Here is a 7,293-nt window from a genome sequence, read left to right as displayed (position 1 = left end):
TTTACAAATCGAGATACCTACTAAATAAGATCAATAGCTTAGTTATATTAAACCACAATTACTAAAGCGTTGTTATTTGCATCATGTCGGATAATAATCATTGGGTGAATGCAATTAAAACACAATTACTCTTCATTTATTTGGGTGTTTTTTCACTTATACGATGAATCTTCTTGAAAACAATTAAACTACTTATGAGGCATAACATGAATAAATCATTGGTTATAAGCTGCAGATCTAGTTATGAGTATTTGAAGGAAAATCGTTTCTCTTGTATCGCTATTGTACTTACTCTGACGATGTCCTTTGCCATTTTGACAATCGCTCCCGCAAGTTGGGCAGAGCAGGAAATTAGCACTTCGAGCAACAACACACAGAAGCACAATGGTAGTCAGCATCACATTCTATCTGACAAATTTCATGTCATCGATGATGGTAAACATATGCACCGAGATGGGCAAGCAATTTTCCGCTTCGATACCTTCGGCGACGAGCAATTGTGGACCGACGTTTTACGGATGCATGAAGTGTTATCTTGGGTTGGTCCGGCAACTGCATTGTCTGTCGGTCTCAAAGTCGATGTCGAAGCCTTGCCGCAGGAAATTGTCGCGGCACTTCGGGCAAATCAAGTTGATTTGACGGATCCTGTAGTGACAATTGCACTGCTGCGTCTGAATGCGGTGGTCGGAGTAAGGGGCAATGTTGACAATACAGGTCAGCTCACCAGTGTTGGGATAACATGTGCGCTATGCCATTCGTCCGTCGACAATTCATTTGCACCGGGCATTGGCAAGCGGCTCGATGGATGGGCCAATACCGACTTGAACGTCGGGGCGATCGTTGCATTGTCGCCAGTTCTGGACGAGGCTACGAAGGCGGAGTTCAGAAGCTGGGGTCCGGGTATGTACGATCCACGACATCACTACTTTGACGGCACTAACATCATTCCCCTCAATAATCCGTCTCTGCCGGTCGTCATTCCACCAATTTATGGACTGAAGGGTGTCGGCTTTGAAACATATACTGCGGAAGGACCAATCTCTTATTGGAACAGCTATGTTGGTGTAGGACAAATGGGCGGTCATGGAAGCTTCAACGATCCTCGTATTAACATCACTATCAAACAGACCCCGGATTTGGTCACGCCGAAGCTGCCGGCTCTGCTCGATTATCAATTGAGCTTACGATCTCCACAGGCTCCCGCAGGAAGCTTCGATCGAATAGCTGCTCATCGAGGCAAGCATCTGTTCCGTAAAGAGGCGGGTTGTGCCACCTGTCATCAACCGCCACACTTTACGGACGTGCATCTTGGGCCAAATCGGAACGTGCCATTTTTGCATGATCCATCTGAAGTCGGCACAGACCCGGGATACGCCATGAGAACCGCCACAAAGAAATACCGGACTACGCCGTTGCGGGGACTTCTGCAACATCCTCCCTATTTTCATGATGGGAGTGCACAGGACCTTCCTGCCGTGGTTGATCATTATGATAAGCACCTTCGGTTGAATCTGTCAGCGACACAAAAGGCGGATCTCGTCGAATACCTCAAGTCACTTTAACAGCCCATTAATTAGAGTGCTGACCTTTAAACGGCGACTCATCACAAAAGGGTCGCCGCCATCGTTGGCAAAGCTATGGAATGAAATTTTTTCACGAGCTATGAGCGTGTACTGTGAATAGTAATTTCCTAACAGAATCGAGTTCTTAGTTTAACTTGTTGTTTACCTGCAAGTGTGTAAGATAAACTAGATGGCCGAAAAGATTCAACTCTTTATTGTTTATAAGGCACTGCCTTGTTAACTGCATCTGAACGATAAGAAAGAAATGAAAAATTCAGCGACTCAATACAAATACCATCGACTTCTATCTGAAATCAATCAATATGCAGTGTAGCTCTATCACTGATTTAACCTAAGGTAATCGAGATATCGAAGGTCTATTGTCTGAAAAGAAGATCGATCTAACTCATGAATCGATTCGATTATGGTGCATCAAGATTAGTACTCGATACGCCAGTAAGCTAAGACGTCAACATCAGAGGTATGGTGATACATTTCTCCATGATGAGATATTTCTGGCGAGCAATAGATTCAAGGCGGGAGAAGTGGGCGATATTTTTCAGTTACTAGCGACGTGATTTCAATTGTATGACGATAATTAATAAATTCAAGCCTGTTGAGTTGCAGTAGCTCTTGATTCAGGCACCAATCTGTCCTAATTGTTTTGACGATATGCAGCGATCAGAAAAATCAGGAAGAGCAATTAGTTGTCAATCTGACATAAGTGATACCGGCCATCATGATCCATGACATCATATTTCCTTCTTTGATTCCCTCTAGAACCGCCATCAACCGTGCCTATCTTCGCGACGAGACTGATCACCTCAACACTTTGTTTCCTTTCATTAGGCACTGGGAGCACAAGCAAGCACAAATAGATGTGTTAGCGAGACAATTGGCGAATAAAATACGCAATAGAGAGCAGACGCGAAATGGCATTGATGCGCTGCTCCATGAGTATGATCTCAGTACCCAGGAAGGTGTGGTGCTGCTGTGTCTGGCCGAGGCGCTGTTGCGCATTCCTGATGCGGTTACTGCTGACCGGCTGATTCAGGACAAACTTTCTAACGCCGAATGGAGTCGCCACCTCGGTCATAGCGCATCATGGCTGGTCAATGCATCTACTTGGGGATTGTTGCTTTCGGGAAAATTTGTCAAACTTGAGGTATCCTCATCATTTTTCAATCGTCTTGTCAGTCGTAGCAGCGAGCCGATGATCCGTATGGCGATTAAACAGGCAATACGTCTCGTCGGTCATCAGTTCGTCATGGGCAACACCATTGATGAAGCGCTCACGCGCAGTAGCAATGATGAAAACAAACGCTATCGTTATTCGTTCGATATGCTCGGTGAAGCTGCCCTCACCAGGACTGATGCCGCACGCTACTGGAATGCTTATCACCATGCCATTACCACTTTGGGTGAGCAGGTTTGCGAAGGTGAACGATTGGATCATCCCGGTATTTCGGTAAAACTTTCTGCGCTCCATCCACGTTACGAATATACTCAGCGGCAGCGCGTGCTTGACGAATTAACGCCGCATCTGTTGGATTTAGCGCTTGCCGCCAAAGCTGCCAATATCAGCATGACCATCGATGCCGAAGAGACGGAGCGACTGGATCTCTCGCTCGACTTGTTTGAAATCGTCTATCACAATGACAAACTTGATGGTTGGCATGGCTTCGGTCTGGCGGTACAGGCATACCAAAAACGAGCCATTCCTATTATTGACTGGCTCGCGCAACTGGCGTGCGAGTGCAAACGCCAGATTCCAGTCCGTCTCGTCAAAGGAGCCTACTGGGATACTGAAATTAAACTGGCGCAGGAACGTGGTCTCGACGATTACCCGGTATTTACCCGCAAAGCTGCGACCGATATTTCATACCTTGCCTGCGCCCATTGCCTCCTCGAAAGTGGTGATCTGCTCTATCCTCAATTTGCCACCCATAACGCCCGGACTGTCGCCACCCTTATCGTCATGGCCGAATCCCGCTCCTTTGAGTTTCAGCGTCTACATGGCATGGGTGAGGCACTCTATGCCATCGTACTTGATGAGCATCCGCAATTCAATTGCCGCGTTTATGCACCTGTCGGCGATTACCAGGCGTTGCTTCCCTATTTGGTGCGCAGACTGTTGGAAAATGGCGCCAATAATTCTTTCGTTAATCAGATCGTCAATGAGCGCATCACGGTGGAAGAGATCATCGCTGACCCTGTCAGCGTGCTTGAACACCACCATCCGCCTATCTCTATACCTCGTTATGTCTATGGTGAGACACGACTCAACTCGAGGGGCATCAATTTCGCCGATCGCGAAGCACACAGGCACCTCGATCAAGCATTGGAAGAAGCGTGCCGGCAACCATGGCTTGCCGCACCCATCGTTGATGGTCAAGTCCTCAAAGGCAACGCGCAAACTATTCTCAACCCCGCTGATCGTGCTGATGTGATTGGCGAAGTGTTACTCGCAGATATGAACGCTGCCGACAAAGCACTCATTGTTGCGTATGACGCCGCACCCGGATGGGCTAATCGCGCCGCAGGTGAGCGTGCCGCTTTTTTGGAACGGGCTGCAGAACTATTTGAGGAACAGCGTGCCGAATTGATGGCGCGCATCATTCGCGAGGGTGGGCGTACCATTCAGGATGCACTCAACGAAGTGCGCGAGGCTATTGATTTCTGTCGCTACTATGCCGTTCAGGCGCGTCAATATTTTGAGCACCCGATCACATTACCTAGTATCACAGGGGAAAGAAGTCAATTGCAATTGCTGGGTCGCGGCGTATTCATCTGCATCAGTCCGTGGAATTTTCCAGTGGCTATCTTTACCGGTCAGATTGCTGCTGCTCTCGCAGCCGGTAATAGCGTTATCGCCAAGCCAGCAGCACTCACACCGCTATGTGCTGCGTACGTAATAAACTTGTTGTACAGAGCTGGCATTCCTCAAGAGGTGTTGCATTTTGTTCCGGGTAGCGGCAGGGAAATCGGTACGAAACTGGTAAGTGATACACGCATCGCCGGTGTCGCTTTTACCGGTTCTACCAGTACAGCCCGGCAGATCAACCAGGCACTTGCTCAGGGCACGCGTATTCTTCCTTTTATTGCAGAGACCGGGGGGCAGAATTGCATGATCGTCGATAGTTCCGCATTACCAGAACAGGTAGTGAAAGATGTTATCACTTCTGCTTTTAACAGCTGCGGACAACGTTGTTCGGCACTGCGCGTGCTTTTTTTGCAGCAGGAAATAGCACCGCAAATCCTCGAAATGCTCAGCGGCGCGATGGATGAATTATATATCGGTAATCCCATGCATCTCAGTACGGACATCGGACCCGTCATCAGTTTGTCTGCTCACGATGACCTGCAGCAACATAGCGAGCGAATGAACTGCGAGGCACGTCTGATTAAGGCGATGCGACTCCCCTGGAGCAGCAAACAGGGAAATTATTTTGCCCCGCGCGTTTATGAGATCGAGAAATTCAATCAGCTCCAGCATGAGGTGTTCGGTCCTATTCTTCACATTATTCGATATCCGGCAAGTCGACTGAATGATGTGGTTGCAGCCATTAACAGTAGTGGTTACGGTCTTACTCTCGGCATCCATAGCCGTATCGGTACCACCATCGACTATATCACCCGCCACACCCATTGCGGTAATGTCTACGTCAACCGCAACATCATTGGCGCTGTCGTCGGCTCGCAACCTTTCGGAGGCGAAGGATTGTCCGGCACCGGGCCAAAAGCAGGTGGCCCTCATTATCTGCAGCGCTTTGCGACTGAACGAGTTGTCACTGTCAATACGGCAGCAATAGGAGGTAATGCTGCACTAATGTCACTTCACGAGATTAAACCTAACAGCGATTCTTAGGTTAAAAGAGGTGCTGTAAAGTTAACTGCGCCTGAACGATAATAAATAAATGAAAAATTTAGCGACTCGGTGCAAATATCATTGATTTCCATCTGGAATCGTACAATATTCGATGTGAATGAATATCGGCTAATCATTATTGAGATTTGAGACGGGCGATTTTTGCTTCTTGAAAAAAGATTGCGTTAATATAAGGTCAAATATAAAGTAGGGTATCCTGCGAGAGTTATTATCTTGGCAAGATCTTGTTTTTGGCTCTGTTACAAAAAATCTGAGCTTCAGATAAATATTGGCTTTGAGAATGGAAAAAGAAGGCTATGTACAGATATAAGAAAAAATATCCAGAGAATACGACGGCGCACCGGCAGGTGTAAATTCCTAAACAACATGGATTACATGTTCAAAGGGTTCGAATTTATGCATGTGTTCAAGTAAGCACCAATGAATATATGATAAGTGGGCAGGAATCTATAGAAAAAATCCGTCTTCTTGAAAGACAATTCGTTTCTTACACCATATATTAAAAAATATCTGATACTTACTCTAGTCAACACTTTTTTAACTGAGCCCGTTCATAAAGGAAATCTATCATGAAACATCATAAATACCTCATCGTCGGCGGTGGCATGACTGCAGATTCCGCTGTTCACGGTATCCGTGAAATTGACCGAGCAGGTGCCATTGCCATGATTTGCGAGGAGCGTCATATGCCTTATGATCGCCCCCCCCTTTCTAAATCGTTGTGGAAGGATGCACCGTATGAATCCATCTGGCGTAATGCTGATGGACTCAATGTCGCAGTACATCTGGGCAAGAAAGTTGTGGCACTTGATCCATCTAAAAAAACCGCGACAGATGATGCTGGTAACGTGTATACCTATGAAAAGCTTTTATTAGCCACAGGAGGCTCAGTACGGCGCTTGCCCGATTCAGACAAAAACATAATCTATTTCAGAACCGCCGATGATTATTGCAAGCTGCGTGAGTTAAGTGAGCAAGGATCTGATTTTGTAGTAATCGGCGGGGGCTTCATCGGCTCCGAAATCGGTGCGGCACTAGCTATGAACAACAAGCGTGTCACGATGATTTTTCCGGAGAGCGGTATCGGCGCACGCGTTTATCCACGGCTTCTAGTTGAGTTCATTAATTCCTATTACCGTGAAAAGGGAGTCACCTTACTCGCGTCTGAAACCATCAAATCAGTGCGAGCTACCGGTAGCGGCAAGTCCATTGTATCCACGGGAAGTGGCACTGAGATTTCCGTGGATGGAGTTGTGGCAGGGCTGGGTATTCTACCCAACACCGAGTTGGCAGTACAAGCCGGACTTGCGATAGACAACGGTATTATCGTAGACGAACAACTGCACACAAGCAATCCCGACATCTATGCAGCGGGCGATGTGGCGAACTTCCACAGCCAAGTGCTGGGTAAGCGTATGCGCGTTGAACATGAGGATAATTCGAACGTCATGGGAAAGATGGCGGGTCGAAACATGGCCGGGCAGTCAGATACTTATCGTCACCAACCTTTCTTTTATTCCGATCTGTTTGACCTGGGTTACGAAGCAGTGGGAGAACTGGATGCTGGCTACGATATTATCGAAGACTGGAAGGAACCGTTCCGTAAAGGTGTAATTTACTATTTACGTGATGAACAGGTGCGCGGTGTCCTGCTTTGGAACACGTGGGGGCAAGTTGACGTCGCCACTCAGTTAATTAAGGAAAAAGCCATTCATTCCCGCGAGACGCTAATAGGAAGAATAACGGACTAATCGTTGTTTCGATACTGTTTGTTAAGTTAACTACGCCTGTACGATAATGGGGAAATGAAAAATTTATCGACTCGATTATACAATTGCCATC

Annotated in this window: 3 protein-coding genes; all 3 read left to right on the top strand. The window is 47.0% G+C overall.

All coding sequences use genetic code 11. From position 1 onward, the window contains the following. Positions 1-206 precede the first annotated feature (206 nt). Complete coding sequence (locus C7H79_RS15950) at positions 207-1,562, top strand: hypothetical protein (protein ID WP_106708245.1); 1,356 nt, start codon at positions 207-209, stop codon at positions 1,560-1,562. Between the two features lie 739 nt (positions 1,563-2,301). Continuing rightward, entirely contained in the window at positions 2,302-5,430 is a 3,129-nt protein-coding gene (putA, locus tag C7H79_RS15945; RefSeq protein WP_106708246.1) for a bifunctional proline dehydrogenase/L-glutamate gamma-semialdehyde dehydrogenase PutA, read from the top strand. Positions 5,431-6,020: 590 nt separating this feature from the next. Beyond that, the gene (locus tag C7H79_RS15940) at positions 6,021-7,202 is read left to right on the top strand and encodes an NAD(P)/FAD-dependent oxidoreductase (RefSeq protein ID WP_106708244.1); all 1,182 of its coding nucleotides are present in this window, start codon (positions 6,021-6,023) and stop codon (positions 7,200-7,202) included. Positions 7,203-7,293 lie beyond the last annotated feature (91 nt).

Source organism: Nitrosomonas supralitoralis (assembly GCF_003011925.2).
GTDB classification, from domain to species: domain Bacteria; phylum Pseudomonadota; class Gammaproteobacteria; order Burkholderiales; family Nitrosomonadaceae; genus Nitrosomonas; species Nitrosomonas supralitoralis.
This window is presented reverse-complemented; position numbering and strand designations above follow the sequence as displayed.